General features: G+C 71.7%; 15 protein-coding genes and 1 tRNA gene. 11 read left to right on the top strand and 5 right to left on the bottom strand.

The genetic code is table 11. The features are described 5' to 3' along the window. Positions 1 to 152: 152 nt before the first annotated feature. The 4 genes from VMF51_RS21720 to VMF51_RS21705 form a co-directional block, all read right to left on the bottom strand. Positions 153 to 557: an MmcQ/YjbR family DNA-binding protein gene (locus VMF51_RS21720; protein ID WP_325476561.1), complete on the bottom strand. Its 405-nt coding sequence runs from the start codon at positions 555 to 557 to the stop codon at positions 153 to 155. A 1-nt stretch (position 558) separates the two neighbouring features. Further along, positions 559 to 1188, bottom strand: a complete 630-nt coding sequence (locus VMF51_RS21715) for an acetoacetate decarboxylase family protein (protein ID WP_325476560.1) — start codon at positions 1186 to 1188, stop codon at positions 559 to 561. A 157-nt stretch (positions 1189 to 1345) separates the two neighbouring features. Continuing rightward, complete coding sequence (locus tag VMF51_RS21710; protein ID WP_244929367.1) at positions 1346 to 1522, bottom strand: DUF6104 family protein; 177 nt, start codon at positions 1520 to 1522, stop codon at positions 1346 to 1348. Positions 1523 to 1608: 86 nt separating this feature from the next. Beyond that, a complete protein-coding gene (locus tag VMF51_RS21705; protein ID WP_325476559.1) occupies positions 1609 to 5394 on the bottom strand; it encodes a multifunctional oxoglutarate decarboxylase/oxoglutarate dehydrogenase thiamine pyrophosphate-binding subunit/dihydrolipoyllysine-residue succinyltransferase subunit in 3786 nt (1261 codons plus the stop codon). A gap of 173 nt (positions 5395 to 5567) precedes the next feature. On the opposite strand from VMF51_RS21705, the gene VMF51_RS21700 reads away from it, so the two are divergent. Then, positions 5568 to 6206 (top strand): hypothetical protein, encoded by a 639-nt coding sequence (locus VMF51_RS21700; protein WP_325476558.1) that lies wholly within the window; start codon positions 5568 to 5570, stop codon positions 6204 to 6206. Continuing rightward, a complete protein-coding gene (locus VMF51_RS21695; protein ID WP_325476557.1) occupies positions 6203 to 7099 on the top strand; it encodes an LCP family protein in 897 nt (298 codons plus the stop codon). Before VMF51_RS21700 ends, VMF51_RS21695 begins: the two co-directional genes overlap by 4 nt. Before the next feature lie 48 nt (positions 7100 to 7147). On the opposite strand, the gene VMF51_RS21690 is transcribed toward VMF51_RS21695, so the two are convergent. After that, positions 7148 to 7220, bottom strand: a tRNA-Arg gene (locus tag VMF51_RS21690). A 126-nt stretch (positions 7221 to 7346) separates the two neighbouring features. On the opposite strand from VMF51_RS21690, the gene argS reads away from it, so the two are divergent. The 9 genes from argS (at position 7347) to rpmE (ending at position 18399) form a co-directional block, all read left to right on the top strand. Next, a complete protein-coding gene (gene argS / locus VMF51_RS21685) occupies positions 7347 to 9002 on the top strand; it encodes an arginine--tRNA ligase (protein ID WP_325476556.1) in 1656 nt (551 codons plus the stop codon). A 14-nt stretch (positions 9003 to 9016) separates the two neighbouring features. Continuing rightward, complete coding sequence (gene lysA, locus VMF51_RS21680) at positions 9017 to 10414, top strand: diaminopimelate decarboxylase (protein WP_325476555.1); 1398 nt, start codon at positions 9017 to 9019, stop codon at positions 10412 to 10414. Next, positions 10414 to 11727 (top strand): homoserine dehydrogenase, encoded by a 1314-nt coding sequence (locus VMF51_RS21675; RefSeq protein WP_325476554.1) that lies wholly within the window; start codon positions 10414 to 10416, stop codon positions 11725 to 11727. Before lysA ends, VMF51_RS21675 begins: the two co-directional genes overlap by 1 nt. Then, positions 11724 to 12809 (top strand): threonine synthase, encoded by a 1086-nt coding sequence (gene thrC / locus VMF51_RS21670; RefSeq protein ID WP_325476553.1) that lies wholly within the window; start codon positions 11724 to 11726, stop codon positions 12807 to 12809. Before VMF51_RS21675 ends, thrC begins: the two co-directional genes overlap by 4 nt. A 9-nt stretch (positions 12810 to 12818) precedes the next feature. Next, positions 12819 to 13724, top strand: coding sequence for a homoserine kinase (thrB, locus tag VMF51_RS21665; RefSeq protein WP_325476552.1), 906 nt, complete (start codon positions 12819 to 12821; stop codon positions 13722 to 13724). 261 nt (positions 13725 to 13985) lie between these two features. Beyond that, a complete protein-coding gene (gene rho / locus VMF51_RS21660) occupies positions 13986 to 15950 on the top strand; it encodes a transcription termination factor Rho (RefSeq protein ID WP_325476551.1) in 1965 nt (654 codons plus the stop codon). A gap of 101 nt (positions 15951 to 16051) precedes the next feature. Continuing rightward, complete coding sequence (locus VMF51_RS21655; RefSeq protein ID WP_325476550.1) at positions 16052 to 16423, top strand: response regulator transcription factor; 372 nt, start codon at positions 16052 to 16054, stop codon at positions 16421 to 16423. A 7-nt stretch (positions 16424 to 16430) separates the two neighbouring features. Beyond that, the gene (locus VMF51_RS21650) at positions 16431 to 18056 is read left to right on the top strand and encodes a sensor histidine kinase (RefSeq protein ID WP_325476549.1); all 1626 of its coding nucleotides are present in this window, start codon (positions 16431 to 16433) and stop codon (positions 18054 to 18056) included. A gap of 127 nt (positions 18057 to 18183) precedes the next feature. Beyond that, positions 18184 to 18399: a 50S ribosomal protein L31 gene (rpmE, locus tag VMF51_RS21645; protein WP_325476548.1), complete on the top strand. Its 216-nt coding sequence runs from the start codon at positions 18184 to 18186 to the stop codon at positions 18397 to 18399. Positions 18400 to 18431: the final 32 nt, after the last annotated feature.

Raw genomic sequence — 18431 nt, 5'->3', positions numbered from 1 at the left:
TCGGTAAACACCCGGGGCCTCCCACAACTGTTGGATAGGCCGAGCAGGCCAGCCCTACTCGGTAACCCACGACCATTTGTGAGTGAGGCCCCGGCCTACAACCCTCAGAAGCCCTGAGCGGTCACCTCATACCGTCTAGCGCGGTGTCGGCCTTACTGGTCCAGGCGACGGACCAGGAACTTCGGCGCCCGGCATCGGTACGACTCGGTCACCAGCTCGGCGACCTCGTCCCAGTCGGTCTCCTCGTCGAGCACCAGCCCGACGATCGTCCCCGACCACGGCGGCTTGTAGAACGGCAGGCCGGCGTGGGTGAGGGCGAGCAGCTCGTCGCCGCGGGAGTGGAAGGTCAGCACGGTCCGCGGCGTGGGGTCGCCGGTGATGTCGCGGTACGACGACTCGTAGCCCGGTTGGGCCACCATCACGTGCGCGAAGGTGTGGGCGCGGATCCGCCACCGGACCCCCGTCCAGGCGTCCTCCTCGTAGGCATCGGGGAGTGCGCTCGCGCTCGCCGCGATCCGGCGTACGACGTCGGGGTCGGGTTCGATCCGCCGGGGCACGTCAGGCGAAGGACATCCGGAAGCCGGTCATCCGGAACGAGATCAGCGGACGCCGTCCGGCCAGCCAGCCCAGCGGGCCGTCGGGCGCGAACTCCCAGTGGCTCCGGCACGGCAGTGCCTTCGCCGATCCCGTGAGGTGGGCGGTGACCGGCCCCGCGTGGTCGTCGATCGCGGGCTGCCAGGTGTCGCCCTTGAACGGCGTGCGGACGGCGATCCGCGAGATGTCGCTGAACCGCGCGTGCGCGATCGGCTGCCGCTCCACGGACGCGCTCAGCTCGGTGCGTGACAGCGGACCCCGGTAGCTCGACTCCAGGGTGAAGTCGCACAGCTCCTTCGGGATCGCCCACAGCCCCCGCCCGCCCGCGACGGAGGCGGGGGAGTCGACCCAGATGTCGGTGATGCTGACGGCCTTCAGGCCGTCCTCCTTCACCGGCCGGGCGACGAGCAGCTCGGAGTAGGTCAGCGGGCTGCCCTCCTCGTAGGACACGAACGCCGCGCCGTAGATGCCGGCGGGGCGCAGCTCGTCGACGGCGTCCTTGATCCGGAACAGCGAGAGCCACAGCTGGCCCACCATGTTCCACGGGGCCGGCGGGTAGGCGACGTCGTACGACGGGTCCGCGGGGCTGGTCATGGGGGCCACCCTAGGCCGACCCGGCGCCTCCGTGCGGCCGAGTGGACACGAGTTGCGGCTGGTCCGGAGGTCGGTTACTGCCGACTCGGCGCGCAAGTTCTGCCGACTCGGCGCGCAAGTTCTGCCGACTCGGCGCGCAAGTTCTGCCGACTCGGGGTCAGTCCTCGGGGTCGTCGAGGCGGGCGAGCCAGGTCGCGAACCGCTCGACGGCGGTCTCGAACTCCGGGTGGGCGTCGGTGAAGGCCTGCAGCTGGTCGCCGAGCCAGGCCAGGGTGACCTCCTCGTCGCCGCGCCGCTTCTGCAGCTCCTCGATGCCGCGATCGGTGAAGTACATCGCCGTGCTCCTGTCTGAAAGGCGTGTGGCCCGCACCGCGTCGAGACGCGGAGCGGGCCACACCAGGGTGGTTCGTCGGCCGAGCGTCAGCCGAAGGCGCGCTCCATGAGGTCCTTCTGCTCCGCCTGGTGCCGCTTGACGGTGCCGACGGCGGGCGAGGAGCCCTCCGGGCGGGTGACCGGCACGACCTGCGCGTCGACGTCGGGCCAGACGTTGAGCGCGTAGTGCGGCCACGGGCCCATGTTGAGCGGCTCGTCCTGCACCCAGCGGACCTGCTTGAGGTGCGGGTAGCGGGCGATCTCGGCCTTGATGGCGTCGACCGGGCGGGGGTAGAGCTGCTCGACCCGGCCGACGGCGAACCGCTCGCCGTCCTCGCGCTTGGCCCGCTCGACCATCAGGTCCCAGGTCACCCGGCCCGAGCAGAGCAGCAGGGTGTCGACCTTCTCCGGGTCGGCCTGGGCGTCGCCGATGAAGGGCTTGAAGCTGCCGGAGGTGAAGTCGGCCGGCTGCGACGCGGCCTCCTTGCGCTTCAGCATCGACTTCGGCGTGAAGACGATCAGCGGCCGGTGCTCCTCGCCCAGCGAGTGCTGGCGCAGCAGGTGGAAGTACGACGCCGGTGTGCTCGGCTGGGCGACCACGAACGCCTCGTCGGCGGCCATCTGCATGAACCGCTCGATCCGCGCGGAGGAGTGGTCCGCGCCCTGGCCCTCGTAGCCGTGCGGCAGCAGCAGCACGACGCCGGACTGCTGGCGCCACTTGCTCTCACCGGAGGAGATGAACTCGTCGATGACGGTCTGCGCGCCGTTGACGAAGTCGCCGAACTGCGCCTCCCACAGCACCAGCGCGTCCGGACGGGCCACGGAGTAGCCGTACTCGAAGCCGAGGGCGGCGTACTCGGAGAGCAGCGAGTCGTAGACGTAGAACTTCGCCTGGTCCTCGGTGAGGGAGGCGAGCGGGGTCCACTCGTCGGCGTTGTTGCGGTCGATGATCGTCGCGAAGCGGGACACGAAGGTGCCGCGGCGCGAGTCCTGGCCGGCGAGGCGGACCGGGCGGCCCTCCATCAGCAGCGAGCCGAAGGCGAGGATCTCGCCGGTGCCCCAGTCGATCGGGCCGTCGGTGATCGCGGCGGCGCGGCGCTGCAGCTGCGGCATCACCTTCGGGTGGACCGTGAAGCCGTCGGGCGGGGTGACGTACGCGTCAGAGATCCGCTTGAGGTACTCCAGCGGCACCGCGGTGTCGGTCTCGCCGATCGGCTTCTCCGGGTAGTCCGGCACCGTCGTCCACTCCGACGGCTGGGTGCTGGCCTCGCGGACCTCGGTGAAGACGCGCTCCAGCTGCTGCTGGTAGTCGCGCAGCACCTGCTCGGCCTCCTCGATCGTGATGTCGCCACGACCGATGAGGGACTCGGTGTAGAGCTTGCGCACCGAGCGCTTCTGCTCGATGAGGTCGTACATGAGCGGCTGCGTGTACGACGGGTCGTCGCCCTCGTTGTGACCGCGGCGGCGGTAGCAGACGAGGTCGATGACGACGTCCTTGTTGAACGCCTGGCGGTACTCGAACGCCAGCCGGGCGACGCGGATGCACGCCTCCGGGTCGTCGCCGTTGACGTGGAAGATCGGCGCCTGGACCATCCGCGCGACGTCGGTGCAGTACAGCGACGAGCGGGAGGAGCCGGGGGAGGTGGTGAAGCCGACCTGGTTGTTGACGATGACGTGCACGGTGCCGCCGGTGCGGTAGCCGCGCAGCTGGCTGAGGTTGAGCGTCTCGGCGACGACCCCCTGGCCGGCGAACGCGGCGTCACCGTGGACGAGCAGCGGCAGGACGGGGAACACCGCGCCCTGGTTGAGCACGTCCTGCTTGGCCCGGGCGATGCCCTCCAGGACCGGGTCGACCGCCTCGAGGTGCGAGGGGTTCGCCGCGACGGACACCTTGATCGTGTCCTTGGAGCCGGCGACGAACTCGCCCTCGGCGCCGAGGTGGTACTTCACGTCGCCGGAGCCCTGGACGGTCCGCGGGTCGATGTTGCCCTCGAACTCGCGGAAGATCTGGGAGTACTTCTTGCCGACGATGTTGGCCAGCACGTTGAGCCGGCCACGGTGGGCCATGCCGATGGTGACCTCGTCGAGGCCGGACTCGGCCGCGGCCTCGCAGATCTCGTCGATGACCGGGATCGTGGTCTCGCCGCCCTCGAGGGAGAAGCGCTTCTGGCCGACGAACTTGGTCTGCAGGAAGGTCTCGAAGGCCTCGGCCTGGTTGAGCTTGAGCAGGATCCGCAGCTGCTCCTCGCGGGGCGGCTTCGTGTGCGGCTGCTCGACGCGCTCCTGGAGCCAGCGGCGCTGCTCGGGGTCCATGATGTGCATGTACTCGATGCCGATGGTGCGGCAGTACGAGTCGCGCAGGATGCCGAGGATGTCGCGCAGCTTCATGAACCGGCGGCCGGTGCCCCCGAAGGAGCCGGTCGCGAACTCGCGGTCGAGGTCCCACAGGGTCAGCCCGTGCGACTCGACCTCGAGGTCGGGGTGGCTGCGCTGGCGGTACTCCAGCGGGTCGGTGTCGGCCATCATGTGCCCGCGCACGCGGTAGGCGTGGATGAGCTCGAGGATCCGGGCCTGCTTGCTGATCTCGTCGTCGTGCGACGTCGAGATGTCGCTGCTCCAGCGGATCGGCTCGTAGGGGATGCGCAGCGAGCGGAAGATCTCGTCGTAGAAGCCGTCCTGGCCGAGCAGCAGCTGGTGGACGCGCTTGAGGAACTCGCCGGACTGCGCACCCTGGATGACCCGGTGGTCGTACGTCGAGGTCAGCGTCATGACCTTCGAGATCGCGTTGCGGGCGATCGCCTCGGCGGAGGCGCCCTGCCACTCGGGCGGGTACTCCATCGCGCCGACGCCGATGATGGCGCCCTGGCCCTTCATCAGGCGGGGGACGGAGTGGCTGGTGCCGATGCCGCCGGGGTTGGTCAGCGAGATCGAGGTGCCCTGGAAGTCGGTGACGCCGAGCTTGCCGTCGCGCGCCTTGCGGACGATGTCCTCGTAGGCGGTCCAGAAGCCCGCGAAGTCCATCGTCTCGGCGGCCTTGATGCTCGGGACGAGCAGCTGGCGCGAGCCGTCGGGCTTGGGGACGTCGATCGCGAGGCCGAGGTTGATGTGCGCGGGGGTGATCAGGTTGGGCTTGCCGTTGACGACGTCGAAGCCGTTGTTCATCTCCGGCATCGACTTCACGGCCTTGACCAGCGCGTAGCCGATCAGGTGGGTGAAGGAGACCTTGCCGCCGCGGGCGCGGGCGAGGTGGTTGTTGATGACCGTGCGGTTGTCCCACAGCAGCTTCACCGGCACCGAGCGGACCGAGGTCGCGGTCGGCACCTCGAGGGAGGCGTCCATGTTCTGCGCGGTCCGCGCGGGGGCGCCGCGCAGCACGGTGTACGTCGGCTCGTCGCTCGCCGCGGCCGGCTCGGCCTTCGGGGACTCCTTCGGCACCGGCGAGGTGGTGCCCTTCGCCGGCTCGGCGGCCTTGGCGTCGGGGCGCGGCTTCGCGACCGGGGCGGGCTTGGCGTCGGACTTGGCTGCGGGCTTGGTCTCGGGCTTGGTCTCGGTCTTGGCCTCGGTCTTGGCGGGGGCCGGCGCGGCCTTCGCGGGCGCCGCGGCCGCAGCGGGCGCGGACTTCGCGGGCGCGGCGGGCGCGCCGTTGGTGGCAGTCGGGGCGTTGCTACCGTGGCCGTTCTTGAAGAACTTCACCCACGTCGCATCAACGCTGCCGGGGTCCTTCTTGTACTGCTCGTACATCTCCTCCACGAGCCACTCGTTGGCCCCGAAATCGTCGGCCGGCGGGCCCGCGGAGGTGGAGTGGGTGGACTGGCTGCCTGAGGACTGCGGCACGACTTAGCTTCGCCTCTTCCGAATGACGCGCGTGGATGGGTTTCCGGTGTTCCAGGCTAGACCCCTCACCCAGCGAATGCCGAGGTCAGGGCCAGCAATCGGGCACTGAGTGGAATGCGATCCGCACCACATGCCCCTCCATCGGACGAAATCGGGAGTCCTTGAGCATGAACGTGAGAACGACGCGGGGCCGACGGCCGGGCCGGACCATGGTCGCGACCCTCGCCGCGGCCCTGGTCGTGACGGCCGGCGGCTGCAGCGGCGACGACGGTGGGGACGACGCCGAGCCGACGCCCCCACCGGCCGCGACGGCGACGCCCACGGCCGAGCCGGCACCGGCCACCGTCGCCCGGATCGGCCAGGTGGCCGGCACCCGGATCTCCCGGGCGACCCGCGACCAGCTGCTCGGCCAGGTCGTGCCGATCGTCGACGCGTGGTTCGACGGGGCGTACGTCGGCGGCAGCTGGCCGCGGGCCGGTGTCGGCGACGCGTTCGCGGGCTTCACCGCCGGGGCGCGACGTGACGTCCGGCGGGATCTGCGGGTGATGACCAACGTGCCGATCGGCGAACGGATCACCGGCGTGACCGTGCGGCGCCGGGCGGTCGCGCTCGACGTACTCGCGGTGAAGCGGCGCGCCGCCGCGGTCACCGCCCGGGTCTCGCTCCAGTTCCGCACCAGCGGGGAGATCGCGCGCGTCATGACCGTCCGCGGCCGGCTGTTCCTCACCAAGGGCGGCGGTCGCGGCTGGCAGGTGTTCGGGTACGACGTGTCGGCGGGCGCCCGTCCCGCCGGCGGGGGGAGCGCACGATGAAGCGACTGGTGAGGATCCTCACGCTCGGGCTGGTGCTCGCGATCGCGGCCGTCGTCGTCCCCGACTCGGCACCGCGCTCGGAGCAGGTCGCGTTGGTCAAGGTCAACCGCGCGGAGGGGCTGTCCGTCGCGCCGGGCGTCGTGTGGATCCTGGCCGCGGGCTCCGACGCCCGGCCCGGGGAGTCGATGCTCCGCACCCGCGCCGACGCGCTGCAGCTCATCGGCCTGAACACCCGGACCGGCGCGGCGACGTCGATCGGCATCCCGCGCGACTCGTGGGTCCCGATCCCGGGCCACGGCTCCAGCCGGGTCAACGCCGCGCTCACCTTCGGCGGCCCGCAGCTGCTCGGCCGGACCGTCGGCAACCTCGTCGGCGTGCAGCCCGACTACGTGTTCGTCACCCGCTTCGAGTTCTTCGAGCGGATGGTCGACGACATCGGCGGGATCGAGGTGCGCAACCCGCGTGCCTTCTCCGACCAGTACCTCAAGCCGAAGGGCTTCAAGGCCGGACGGATCAAGCTCGACGGCTACCAGGCCCACGCGTTCGCCCGGATCCGCAAGAGCCTGCCCGGGGGCGACTTCGACCGCTCGGCCAACCAGCAGCGGGTGCTGCGCGGCATCCACGCCGCGATCCGGGCGCGCGCCGACCGGCCGGGCCTCATCGAGCGGGGCGTGGCCTCGACGATGCGGCACCTGCACACCGACCTCGGGCCGGCCGAGCTCTACCGCCTGGCCCAGGCCGTCGCCCAGGTCGAGCCCGGCCGGATCACGACCTGCGTCCTCCCGGGCGGCATCGGCAACGTGGGCGGCGCGAGCGTGGTCATCCCGAACGTCGCGGCCGCGCGCCGCTACGGCGACGACGCACGCCGGGACGCCACGATCAAGCGCTGCTGACACGCAGAAGCGCCCGGACCCTCGCGGGTCCGGGCGCTTCGTGACGAGTGCCCCCGGCAGGATTCGAACCTGCGGCACCTGGTACCGGAAACCAGTGCTCTATCCCCTGAGCTACGGAGGCGCACGCACCGTCGCCGGTGCGGTTGTGAACCTTACAGCCGACCCGACGCGGACGTGCAATCGCCTCCGCCCGTCCACCGCGGATATCGATGCGGGGCCAGCGTCCGGGCGCCGATACCCTGGGTCGGTGACCCCCGAGCAGCTCTCCACCGCGATCGTCGACGTCCTGACGCGCCTGACCGACGAGGGCGCGCTCGCCCTCCCGGACGGCGTCCCGACCAGCGTGACGGTGGAGCGACCCCGGCAGAAGGGTCACGGCGACTACGCCACGAACGTCGCGCTCCAGCTCGCCAAGAAGGCCGGCACCAACCCGCGCGCGCTGGCCGAGCTGGTCGCGGCGCGGCTGATGCAGGTCGACGGCGTGGCCGACGTCGAGATCGCCGGGCCGGGCTTCCTCAACATCACCGTCGAGGCGGGCGCGCAGGGCCGGGTCGCGCTCGACATCCTCGCCGCGGGAGCGTCGTACGGCGACAACGACGCTCTGTCCGGCGAGCGGATCAACGTGGAGTTCATCTCCGCCAACCCGACCGGCCCGCTGCACCTCGGCCACACCCGGTGGGCCGTGGTGGGCGACGCGCTCTCGCGGGTGCTCGACGCGGCGGGTGCCGACGTCGACCGCGAGTTCTACATCAACGACCGCGGCAACCAGATGAACCTGTTCGGGGCCTCGCTCGAGGCGGCGGCCCTGGGGCAGCCGATCCCGGAGGGCGGCTACCAGGGCGGCTACGTGCACGACCTGGCCGCCCGCCTCGTCGCCGCCGACCCCGGCCTGCCGGACCTGCCGCCCGAGGAGCGCCTCGTCGCGTTCCGCGAGGCCGGCTACGCCGCCCAGCTCGCCGAGCAGCGCGACCAGCTGCGGACCTTCCACACCGAGTTCGACACCTGGTTCTCCGAGCGCTCGCTGCACGAGAACGAGTCGGTGTCGGACACTCTGCGCTCGCTGAAGGAGAAGGGCCACATCTTCGAGGAGGACGGGGCCGTGTGGATGCGGACCACCGACTTCGGGGACGACAAGGACCGGGTGCTGATCCGCTCCAACGGCGAGCTGACCTACTTCGCCAGCGACACGGCGTACTACCTCAACAAGCGGGCGCGCGGCTACGACCGCTGCGTCTACCTGCTCGGCGCCGACCACCACGGGTACGTCGGGCGGCTGCGGGCGATGGCGGCCTGCGCGGGCGACGACCCCGAGAAGAACATCGAGGTGCTGATCGGGCAGCTCGTCAAGATCATGAAGGACGGCGAGGAGATGAAGCTCTCCAAGCGCGCCGGCACGATCGTGACCCTCCAGGAGCTGACCGAGGAGATCGGGGTCGACGCGCTGCGCTACACCCTCGCGCGCTACCCGGCCGACTCGCCGCTGACCCTCGACGTCGCCACGATGACCAAGCAGTCGAGCGAGAACCCCGTCTACTACGTCCAGTACGTCCACGCGCGGGTCTCCTCGATCCTGCGCAACGCCGCCGACCTCGGCCTGGAGCCGGGGGAGCGGATGGACCTGCTCACCCACGAGAAGGAGGGCGAGCTGCTGCGCGCGCTCGCCGAGCTCCCGCGGGTGGTGGCCAGCGCCGCCGAGCTCCGCGAGCCGCACCGGATCGCGCGCTACCTCGAGGACACCGCCGGCATCTACCACCGCTTCTACGACAACTGCCGGGTGCTGCCGATGGGCGACGAGGAGCCCACGGACCTGCACCGCGCGCGGCTGGCGCTGGTCGCGGCCACCCGGGTCGTCTTCGCCAACGCCCTCGACCTGCTCGGCGTCTCCGCGCCCGAGCGGATGTGACGGGACGTACGACGATGACGCACGAAGCCGGCTGGGCGCACGCGCCCGGAGCCCTCCGCGGTCCGTCCTGGCTGCGCGAGCCCGCCGACCCCAACCACCTGGTCCCGCACCTGTGGTCCTCGACCGCCCACAAGGTCGACGGCGAGCTCCACGTCGGCGGCCTGCCGGTCGCCGACCTGGTCGCCGAGCACAACACCCCGGCGTACGTCCTCGACGAGGACGACTTCCGCGCCCGGGCGCGCGCCTTCCGCGACGCGTTCTCGTCGTACGACGTCTACTACGCCGGCAAGGCGTTCCTCTGCACCGCGGTCGCCCGCTGGGTGTCCGAGGAGGGGCTCAGCCTCGACGTGTGCTCCAACGGCGAGCTGAGCGTCGCGCTGCGCGCCGGCGTCGACCCGGCCCGGATCGGCTACCACGGCAACAACAAGTCGGTCACCGAGCTGCGCCGGGCCGTCGCCGAGGGCGTGGGGCGGATCGTCCTCGACTCGTTCCACGAGATCGAGCGGGTCGCGATGATCGCCCAGGACACCGGCCTGCCGGTGCGTGTGATGATCCGGGTCACCGCGGGCGTCGAGGCCCACACGCACGAGTACATCGCCACCGCCCACGAGGACCAGAAGTTCGGCTTCTCGATCACCTCCGGCGACGCGTTCGAGGCCGTCCGCCGGGTGCAGGACGCGCCCGGCGTGGAGCTGCTCGGGCTGCACTCCCACATCGGCAGCCAGATCTTCGACTCCGCCGGCTTCGAGGTCGCGGCCCGGCGGGTGCTCGCGCTGCACGCCCGGGTGTCCGACGAGCTCGGTGTGACGATGCCCGAGATGGACCTCGGCGGCGGCTTCGGCATCGCCTACACGACCCAGGACGACCCCTCGGACCCGGCGCAGCTCGCGACGGAGATGTCGAAGATCGTCGAGCACGAGTGCCGCGCGCTCGGCATCCCCGAGCCGCGGCTGTCGATCGAGCCCGGCCGCGCGATCGTCGGCCCGGCCATGTGCACCGTCTACACCGTCGGCACCGTCAAGCCGGTCCACCTCGACGGGGGCGCGGTGCGCACCTACGTCAGCGTCGACGGCGGGATGAGCGACAACATCCGCACCGCGCTGTACGACGCCGACTACTCCGCCACCCTCGCCTCGCGGTCCTCCGACGCGGCGCCGGTGCTGGCGCGGGTCGTCGGCAAGCACTGCGAGGCCGGCGACATCGTGGTCAAGGACGAGTTCCTGCCGGGCGACGTACGCCCGGGCGACCTGCTGGCGGTGCCCGGGACGGGTGCCTACTGCCGGTCGATGGCCTCCAACTACAACCACGCCCTGCGGCCGCCGGTGATCGCGGTGCGGGACGGGGTCGCGCGCGTCGTCGTACGCCGCGAGACTGAGGACGACCTGTTGGCGACGGACATGGGTGATCAGTGATGGTGTCTCGACAAGCTCGACAACCGGGGGTCGCGTTGAAGGTGGCGGTGCTGGGCTGCGGCTCGGTCGGCTCGCAGGTGGTGCGGCTGCTCGACGAGCAGGCGTCCGACCTGGCGGCCCGCGTGGGCGCGCCGGTGGAGCTGGCCGGCGTCGCCGTACGCCGCCTCGACGCGCAGCGGGACGTCGACGTGCCCGAGGGGCTGCTGACCACCGACGCGATGGGCCTGGTCACCCGGGACGACATCGACCTGGTGGTCGAGGTCATCGGCGGCATCGAGCCCGCCCGGGGCCTGATCCTCGCCGCGCTGGAGAACGGTGCCAGCGTGGTGACGGCCAACAAGGCGCTGCTCGCCGAGGACGGACCGACGCTCTTCGAGGCCGCCGAGAAGCACGGCCGCGACCTCTACTACGAGGCCGCCGTCGCCGGCGCCATCCCGATCCTGCGTCCGCTGCGCGAGTCCCTGGCCGGCGACAAGGTCACCCGGGTGCTCGGCATCGTCAACGGCACCACGAACTTCATCCTCGACAAGATGGACACCTCCGGCGCCGGCTTCGCCGAGGCGCTCGAGGAGGCCCAGGAGCTCGGGTACGCCGAGGCCGACCCGACCGCCGACGTCGAGGGCTTCGACGCCGCCGCGAAGGCCGCGATCCTCGCCTCGCTGGCCTTCCACTCGCGGGTCACCGCCTCCGACGTGCACCGCGAGGGCATCTCCGAGGTCACGGCCGCCGACGTGCAGTCGGCGCGCGACATGGACGCCGTCGTCAAGCTGCTCGCCATCTGCGAGTTGAAGGACGACGCGGTCGCCGTCCGCGTCCACCCCGCGATGATTCCCCGCTCGCACCCGCTGGCCAGCGTCCGCGAGGCCTACAACGCGGTGTTCGTCGAGTCCGAGGCCGCCGGCCAGCTGATGTTCTACGGCCCCGGCGCGGGCGGTTCGCCCACGGCCTCGGCCGTGCTCGGCGACCTGGTCACGGTGGCCCGCAACCGGCTCGCCGAGACCCGCGGCGCCGGTGAGTCGGCGTACGCCGACCGCGCCGTGCTGCCGATGGGGGAGACCCGCACCCGGTACCACGTCGCCATCGACGTCGACGACCGTGCGGGCGTGCTCGCCCAGGTCGCGCTCGCGTTCGCCGAGCACGACGTGTCCATCCAGACGGTGCGTCAGGAGGGCCGCGACCTGGACGCCCAGCTCGTCGTGGTCTCCCACGAGGCGACCGATGCCCAGCTCAGCGCCACCGTGGAGCACCTGCGTGGCATGGAGACCGTGCGCGAGGTCACCTCGGTGATGCGCGTCGAAGGAGAGTCAGAGTGACCACCGCGACCCCCGTCCGCACCCACCAGTGGCGCGGCGTCATCGAGGAGTACCGCCACCTGCTGGAGATCCCCGAGGGCACCGCCGCGGTGACCCTGCGCGAGGGCGGCACCGCGCTGGTGCACTCCGAGTGGCTCTCCGGCCTGACCCGGGGCGAGGTGTGGCTGAAGGTCGAGGGCGACAACCCCACCGGCTCGTTCAAGGACCGCGGCATGACGGCGGCCATCTCGGTCGCCAAGCACGACGGGGCGCAGGCCGTCGTCTGCGCCTCCACCGGCAACACGTCGGCCTCGATGGCGGCCTACGCCGCCAAGGCCGGGCTGAAGCCGCTCGTGCTGGTCCCCGAGGGCAAGATCGCCGCCGGCAAGATGGCCCAGGCCATCCTGCACGGCGCCCAGGTGATCATGGTCCGCGGCAACTTCGACGACTGCCTGGCGATGGCCAAGGGCCTCGCCTGGGACTACCCCGTCGCGCTGGTCAACTCGGTCAACCCGGTCCGGCTGGAGGGTCAGAAGACCGCTGCCTTCGAGATCGTCGACTTCCTCGGCGACGCCCCCGACTACCACCTGCTGCCGGTCGGCAACGCCGGCAACATCTCGGCGTACTGGCTCGGCTACAACCAGTACGCCGACCTCGGTCTGGCCACGAAGAAGCCCGTGATGCGCGGCTTCCAGGCCGAGGGCGCGGCCCCGCTCGTCACCGGCGAGCCGTTCCCCGACCCCGAGACCCGCGCCACCGCGATCCGGATCGGCAACCCCGCCTCCTGGAAGCTCGCCGAGGCGGCGCGCGACGAGTCCGGCGGGTCGTTCGCCTCGGTCACCGACGACCAGATCCTGGCCGCCCAGCGCGAGCTGGCCTGCCACGACGGCGTCTTCGTCGAGCCCGCCTCCGCCGCGGGCGTCGCCGGCCTGCTGCAGCAGCTCGCCGCGGGGGAGTCGTACGCCGGCAAGCAGCTGGTCATCACCGTCACCGGTCACGGACTGAAGGACACCGCCACCGCGCTGGAGGGCTTCGGCCCGCTCGTCGACACCGTCGTCGACGCCGACGTGACCCAGGCGGCCGAGGCCGCCGGGCTCGCCTGAGCGCCCGCGGTGACGTTCGTCCAGGGTCCGGTCCGGGTCTCGGTCCCCGCGACCTCGGCCAACCTCGGTCCGGGCTTCGACTCGCTCGGCCTCGCGCTCGACCTGCGCGACCGCCTCGAGGGCGAGGTCGTCGCCGAGGGGCTGGTCGTCGAGGTCCGCGGGGCGGGGGAGGGCGGCGTACCCCTCGACGAGACGCACCTGGTCGTGCGCGCGATGCGCCTCGCGTTCGCGGCGCTCGGCGAGCAGCCCCCCGGGCTGCGCCTGTCCTGCGAGAACGTCGTCCCGCACGCCCGGGGCCTGGGCTCCTCGTCCGCCGCGATCGTCGGCGGGCTGGTGCTCGCCCGCGCGCTGGTCGCCGACGGTGCGGAGCGGCTCGACGACGACGGGGTGCTGCGGCTCGCCGCCGACCTCGAGGGACACCCCGACAACGTGGCACCGGCCCTGCTCGGCGGCTTCGTGATCTCCGGCCGGGAGGCCGAGCAGTGGTACGCCGTGGCCTCGCCCGTGCATCCGGCGGTCGGGGCCGTGGTCTTCGTGCCCGCCGACCCGGTCTCGACCGAGGTGGCCCGGGGCCTGTTGCCCGCCACGGTCCCGCACGCCGACGCGGCGGCCGACGCCGGTCGTGCGGCGCTGCTGGTCGCCGCGCTCGCGGGCAGCCCGGAGCACCTGCTGCTCGCGACCCGCGACTACCTGCACCAGGACTACCGCCGCCCGGCGATGCCGGCCTCGCACGCCCTGGTGGCGGAGCTGCGCGCGGACGGTCGTGCCGCCGTCGTCTCGGGCGCCGGCCCCACGGTGCTGGCCTTCTGCGACGTCACGGCGGCGGAGGAGGTCGAGGCGCTGGCGGCCCGCCGTCCCGACGGGTGGGCCGTGCACCGGCTCTCCGTCGACACCCGGGGCGCGTCGGTCGACTGACCGCGCCGGGCCGAGTTCGGCGGTCCGCGTCCTTGGCGTCCGACCGGGTGATACCCTGGCGGTACGCCGCTCAGTTCGGTGTAGCACCCTCTCCAGACCTCCTCGCGGACGTCTCGCCGGGTGCGCAACCACTCCTCATCCCGCACGGATTTCCGTGTCCTCGCCATTCGCGGCGAGCACCGGTGACGAGGAGCGGACCTGACCAGCAGCCGACGTCGCCCGGTGGGCGGTCTCGGCAGTGATACGTGCGAAGGACCTCACGTGACGGAGACCATCGACTCGTCCGCGGCAGCCTCGGACTCGGCTCCGGCCGCTCCGAGGAAGCGCGGCACCGGCCTCAACTCCATGCTCCTGGCGGACCTGAAGTCCATGGCCGGAGGTCTGGGGATCGCGGGTGCGGGCGGCATGAAGAAGGCTCAGCTCGTCGAGGCCATCAAGGTCGCGCAGAGCGGTTCGGGCGGAGCGCCGGCCGCGCCGACGCGGGAGGAGAAGCCCGCGCGCCAGCGCTCGAGCCGCAAGCCGCAGGGCGACGCCCAGCCCGAGCTCCCCGTCGCCGAGCCGGTGGCCGCGCCCGTCGAGGCCGACCGCTCCGAGACGCCGGCCCAGCCCGACCAGCAGCCGTCGAAGAAGGCGCGACAGGGTCGGCAGGGCAAGTCGGGCAAGCAGGACGCCGCGACGGAGGGCAAGCAGGACAAGCAGGACAAGCAGGAGCAGGACGCGCCGCGCCAGGAGCGTGCGGACCGGGGCGAGCAGGACGAGCGCTCCGACCGCGGCCAGCAGCGGGAGCGGAACCGTGGTCAGCAGCGCGAGCAGAACCGCGAGCAGCAGCGTGACCAGCAGCGCGAGCAGAACCGCGAGCAGCAGCGCGACCAGCAGCGCGAGCAGCAGCGCGACCAGAACCGCGACCAGAACCGCGACCAGAACCGCGACCAGCAGCGCGACCAGAACCGCGACGAGCAGGAGCTGGAGGGGGAGGGCCGCGGCCGCAACCGCCGCCGGCGGGGCCGCGACCGCGACCGCACCGGAGCGGCCCGCTCGGACGCGCCGCGCGGGCGCAACGAGCCCGACACGACGATCCTCGAGGACGACGTGCTCGTGCCCGCCGCGGGCATCCTCGACGTGCTCGACAATTACGCGTTCGTCCGCACCAGCGGCTACCTCCCCGGCACCGACGACGTCTACGTCTCCCTGTCGATGGTCCGCAAGTTCGGCCTGCGCCGAGGCGACGCCGTCGTCGGCCAGGTGCGCCAGCCCCGCGAGGGCGAGCGCAAGGAGAAGTTCAACCCGATGGTGCGCATCGACAGCGTCAACGGGGCGGACCCGGAGAGCGCGAAGCACCGGGTCGACTTCTCGAAGCTGACCCCGCTCTACCCGTCGGAGCGGCTCCGGCTGGAGACCGGTCACGACAACATGATCGGGCGGGTCATCGACATCGCCGCGCCGATCGGCAAGGGCCAGCGCGGCCTGATCGTCTCGCCCGCGAAGGCCGGCAAGACGATGGTGCTGCAGTCCATCGCCAACTCGATCGCCACCAACAACCCGGAGTGCCACCTGATGGTGGTCCTGGTCGACGAGCGGCCCGAGGAGGTCACCGACTTCGAGCGGTCCGTGAAGGGCGAGGTCATCTCCTCCACCTTCGACCGGCCCGCCGCCGACCACACGATGGTGGCCGAGCTCGCCATCGAGCGGGCCAAGCGCCTCGTCGAGCTCGGGCACGACGTCGTCGTACTCCTCGACGGGATCACCCGCCTGGGCCGCGCCTACAACCTGGCCGCACCCGCCAGCGGCCGGATCCTCTCCGGCGGCGTCGACTCGGCGGCCCTCTACCCGCCCAAGAAGTTCTTCGGTGCCGCTCGCAACATCGAGAACGGCGGCTCCCTGACGATCCTGGCGACCGCGCTGATCGAGAGCGGCTCGAAGATGGACGAGGTGATCTTCGAGGAGTTCAAGGGCACCGGGAACATGGAGATCCGGCTGCGCCGCGACTTCGCGGACAAGCGGCTCTTCCCCGCCATCGACGCCCTGCACTCCGGCACGCGCCGCGAGGAGCTGCTGCTGTCGAAGGAGGAGCTGGCGATCGTCTGGAAGCTCCGTCGCGTGCTCTCCTCGCTCGACGGGCAGCAGGCTCTGGAGCTGCTGCTGGAGCGGCTGAAGAAGGCGCAGACGAACTACGAGTTCCTGATGCAGGTGCAGAAGACCACGCCCACCGCGGGCGACGACGACTAAGCCCAATGCGGGCATAGGGACCTCGGCTTGCAGATAGGCTGCTCGCCGAGACCGTCGCGCGGGGGGTAAGCGTGCGGATCAACGCAGGGAGGAACACCGACGTGGCACGGATCCTGGTCGCGGACGACGATGTCGACATCCGGGAGCTGGTCGAATTCAAGCTGTCGACCCTCGGGCACGACATCACGGCGGTCTCGGACGGGCAGGCGGCCGTCGAGGCGTGCCAGGCCGAGCGCCCGGACCTCGCCGTGCTCGACGTGATGATGCCGGGGGTCTCCGGGCTCGACGCGATCCGGGCGATCCGTTCGGATCCGGGGCTCGCGGACCTGCCGGTGATCCTGCTGACGGCCCGGGCGCAGGAGTCCGACGTGGAGACCGGCTTCGACTCCGGCGCCGACGACTACATCACCAAGCCGTTCAGCCCTCGGGAGCTGGCCTCGCGCGTCGAGGCTCTCCTCTCCCGTTCGCAGTAGCCGTCCGATGGCACCGTCGGTCCAGACCGGCATCTCACCGCGCACCCCCGGCAAGGCCGCACCGCTATCCCGCAGCGGTCGCCCGGTCGCCCGGCTGGTCGCCCCGGTCATCCTCCGCCTCGGCGTCCTGGTCGCGCTGACGGCGATCATCGGCATCCTGGGCGTGGTGCTCTGCACCCGCGCCGTCGACCACCTCACCGAGGACCTGCAGCCGGCCGCGGCCGCGAACCAGGACGTGCTGCTCGACCTGACGGCCATGGCCGGCACGGTCGAGGCGTGGTCCAGCAGCAACGACCCCACGACCCGCACCGCCTACGAGCAGCTCCGCACGGACCTCGCGGCCGACCAGGACCGGGTGCGCGAGTACGCCGCCGGCGACGCGCAGCTCGACATCCTGGTCACCCGCCAGGAGGAGGCCGCCCAGCTCTGGATCAACCAGTACGCCGACCCGCGGATCGCGGCGCCGGGCGGTCCCCGGAGCTTCGACCAGCAGCGCTTCGACCTGGGCCGGGCCACCTTCGCCACGGTCGAGGACGCCCACGCGGCCACCACCGAGGCGTTCGACCAGCGCGTGAGCCAGGCCCGCGACGACGCGCAGTGGCGCTTCCGCGGCACCATCCTGGGCGTCGTCGTGCTGGCCGGCATCGCGTGGATGGGCGTCTCCCGGGCGCGGACCCGGCTGCTCGGCGAGCTCTCGGCGCCGCTCATCGAGCTGGAGAACGTCGTCCAGAAGATGTCGCGCAACGAGCCCGACGTCCGCGCCCGCCAGCAGGGACCGCGGGAGGTCCGGGCGATCGCGTCCGGGCTCAACGACTTCGCGGAGGCCCAGGCGCGCGCCCGTGCGGTGGAGCACCGGATCCAGCGCGACCTGCGCAACCTCGACACCGCCAAGGACGACTTCGTCTCCAACGTGTCCCATGAGCTGCGGACCCCGCTGACGACGATCAGCGGCTACCTGGAGATGGTGGCGGAGGAGTTCGAGGACCGCATGGAGCCGCGGCACCAGCGGATGCTGGAGGCGACCCGCCGCAACGTCGCACGGCTCCGGGCGCTGATCGACGACCTGCTCACGCTCTCGAAGGCCGAGAACCGGGGCACCGACCTCGAGGTCGTCGACCTGGTCCCCGTGCTGCGCGAGGCCGTCACCGACGTCCGGATCACCGCCGCGGGTCGCGGCATCGGGGTGGAGGTCAGCGTCCCCGACCTGCCGCTGCCCGTGATGGCCGACCGGGCGATGCTCAACCGGGCCTTCCTCAACGTGCTCAGCAACGCGGTGAAGTTCAGCCGCGACGGCGGGCGCGTGGAGGTCTCGCTGACCCGGGAGGCGAACCGGGCGACGGTGAGCGTCACCGACCACGGGATCGGCATCCCGGCGGCGGAGGTGGAGCGTCTCGGCACCCGCTTCTTCCGGGCCTCGAACGCCGTCACCAACGAGATCGCCGGCACCGGCCTCGGCGTCCGGATCGTGCAGACGATCGTCGACAAGCACGCCGGCGAGATGCGCATCGAGTCCATGGAGCGCCTGGGGACCCGGGTCGAGATCGAGCTTCCGCTGAAGGCCGAGCGTGCTGCGGCGTTGGACGAGCGTGCCGCGCCGCTGGCCGAGGTGATGGAGCTGCCGCGCCCGACCTGAGCGAGCACCGGGTCGGGAATGCCCCCGATTACCGCGACGTTCGAGTCGGTGGCACACTTGTGCGCTGGTTCCGGTTCACGCTCTCCGCACCGCGCGGAGGCGACCCGGCGGCTGAGAGGAACTCACCATGAAGAAGGACATCCACCCCGAGTACGTCGAGACCCAGGTGACCTGCACCTGTGGCGCGTCGTTCACGACCCGCAGCACCGTGACGTCGGGCGCCATCAAGTCCGACGTGTGCTCGCAGTGCCACCCGTTCTACACCGGCAAGCAGAAGATCCTCGACACCGGCGGCCGCGTCGCCCGCTTCGAGGCCCGCTACGCCAAGAAGGCTGCCAAGTAGCTGCCCCCGAGCGCCGGTCCCTGCCCCTGGGC

Source organism: Nocardioides sp., from assembly GCF_035503875.1.
Taxonomy (GTDB): domain Bacteria; phylum Actinomycetota; class Actinomycetes; order Propionibacteriales; family Nocardioidaceae; genus Nocardioides.
This window is presented reverse-complemented; position numbering and strand designations above follow the sequence as displayed.

Coding starts and splice junctions, on each gene's coding strand:
- VMF51_RS21715 (WP_325476560.1), bottom strand. CDS start 1,188: ATGACCAGCCCCGCGGACCCGTCGTACGACGTCGCCTACCCGCCGGCC.
- VMF51_RS21710 (WP_244929367.1), bottom strand. CDS start 1,522: ATGTACTTCACCGATCGCGGCATCGAGGAGCTGCAGAAGCGGCGCGGC.
- VMF51_RS21695 (WP_325476557.1), top strand. CDS start 6,203: ATGAAGCGACTGGTGAGGATCCTCACGCTCGGGCTGGTGCTCGCGATC.
- lysA (WP_325476555.1), top strand. CDS start 9,017: ATGACGCACGAAGCCGGCTGGGCGCACGCGCCCGGAGCCCTCCGCGGT.
- VMF51_RS21675 (WP_325476554.1), top strand. CDS start 10,414: ATGGTGTCTCGACAAGCTCGACAACCGGGGGTCGCGTTGAAGGTGGCG.
- VMF51_RS21650 (WP_325476549.1), top strand. CDS start 16,431: ATGGCACCGTCGGTCCAGACCGGCATCTCACCGCGCACCCCCGGCAAG.
- rpmE (WP_325476548.1), top strand. CDS start 18,184: ATGAAGAAGGACATCCACCCCGAGTACGTCGAGACCCAGGTGACCTGC.